Annotated in this window: 1 protein-coding gene and 1 pseudogene; one reads left to right on the forward strand and one right to left on the reverse strand. The window is 73.6% G+C overall.

The genetic code is table 11. From position 1 onward, the window contains the following. A pseudogene (locus FV228_RS34515) lies at positions 1–485 on the forward strand (hypothetical protein); the annotation flags it as partial. 4 nt (positions 486–489) lie between these two features. On the opposite strand, the gene FV228_RS28475 reads toward FV228_RS34515, so the two are convergent. Further along, positions 490–1853, reverse strand: a 1364-nt coding sequence (locus tag FV228_RS28475; protein ID WP_147857549.1) for an HWE histidine kinase domain-containing protein, incomplete at its 5' end; no start/stop codon positions are given.

Consider the following 1853-nt stretch of genomic DNA (forward strand, 5'->3'; position numbering starts at 1 on the left):
AGCCCAGCCTGCGCCTGTCCGAGGACAGGTCCTCCGCGCCGGCCGAAGCCCCCGGAAGCGCGGAGCCGCAGCGGCCGGCCGCGGTCGAGGCGGACTTCCCGATCCAGGCCTTCCCCACCCTTCCGATGACGGATCCGGAGCCGCCCCACCGGCCCGCCCCGGACCCGATCGCGGCCGCGATGGCCGAGCGCAGCCCGGAGGACGACCTGTTCGCGGCGCCGGACGCGCCGCCGCAACAACCGGCGCCGGAGCCCCCTGCCCTTCGCCCGGGCCTCGACGCGGCGCCGGACCCCGAGCCCGACGCGAAGCCCGAGACCCGTACCGTGGTCGGGCGCTACGCCTCGGGCGGGAACACCTACGTGATGTTCGAGGACGGCTCGATCGAGGCGGAGACGCCGCAGGGCCGCTTCACCTTCGCGTCGCTGGACGAGCTGAAGGCCTTCGTGGACGGCGGCGGCGAATCCGGCGCGCGCGGCGCCGCCTGACGGGTCAGGCCAGCGGGTTGAGGCTGTCGTTGCGGGGCGGGATCGGGGCCCGCATGGTCAGGCTGAAGCCCTCCGGGTCGTAGTCGGTCTCGACCTCGGCCTGGACCTGGGTGATCAGCACCCGCTGCAGCAGGCGGGAGCCGAAACCCTGGCGGCTCGGCGGCTGGACCGGCGGCCCGCCGGTCTCCCGCCAGTGGAACCGCAGGATCCCGGCCGGCCCCCCGGGCTCCAGGGTCCAGGTCACCGCGACCCGCCCGGTGCGGTTCGACAGCGCCCCGTACTTGGCCGCGTTGGTGGTGAGTTCGTGGATCGCCATGCCGATCGGCACCGCGATCTCGGAGGGCAGGTCGATCGCCGGGCCGTCGAGGCTGATCCGCCCCTCGGCCCCGCCGTCGGGCGTCACCTCCGCGTAGGGCTTCAGCTCGCTGAGCAGCAGGTTCGCCAGCGAGGCGGTCTGCCAAGTGTCCTCGGTGAGCACCGAATGGGTGTGGGCGAGCGATTTGATCCGCCCGACGAAGGCCTCGTAGAAGCTCTCGATGCTGGAGGCCGTGCGCGCCGTGGAGCCCACGATGGCCTGCACGGTGGCGAGCGTATTCTTCACCCGGTGGTGCAGTTCGCGGATCAGCAGGCTCTGGCGTTCCTCGGCGATCCGCCGGTCGGTCACGTCGGCGACCACGCCGATCAGGCGCCGCGGCAGGCGCCCGGGGGCGTCCCGCTCGAACCGCCCGGCCATGTCGATGGTGCGCCACGCCCCGTCGGACTTCCGCCGGATCCGGCCGCCGATCTGCAGGATCCCGTCCTCGCGCAGCGCCTTCGAGATCGCGTGCCGGACCCGGGCCCGGTCGTCCGGGTGGAGGATGTCGCTGAGGAACTCGCTCTTGCCGATGGTGCCGTCCTCGGGCGCGTGCCCGAAGATCTCGTACATGTGCTCGTTCTCCCAGATCGCCTGGTCCTCGAGCATGTGCCACTCGAAGATGCCGAGCTTGGCGATGGTGGTCGCCACCCGCAGGCGCTGGTCGCGCGACAGGATCTCGTCCCGGGCCTCGACCCGGGTGGTGATGTCCTGGACGACGCCGACCATGCTGGCGGGCGCGCCGTCGCGGCCCGGCACGGCCTGCCCCCGCACCCGCAGGATCACGGTGCGCCCGGCCACGGTCACCGGCGTATCGAAACGGTAGGCTTCGCCGGCCCGGCACGCCTCCGCGACGGTCGCACTCAGGCGTGCCAGCTCCGGATCGGACAGGCCGCTCTTGAGTTCGTCCCACGGCACGGACCGTCCCGGCTGGCGCCCGAGGATCCGGGCGGCCCGGCGCGACAGGGTCAGCAGGCCGGTCGCCCGGTCCCAGCGCCATTCGCCGAGGCCGGCGG

Origin of the sequence: Methylobacterium sp. WL18, from assembly GCF_008040015.1 — a bacterium.
Lineage (GTDB): Bacteria > Pseudomonadota > Alphaproteobacteria > Rhizobiales > Beijerinckiaceae > Methylobacterium > Methylobacterium mesophilicum.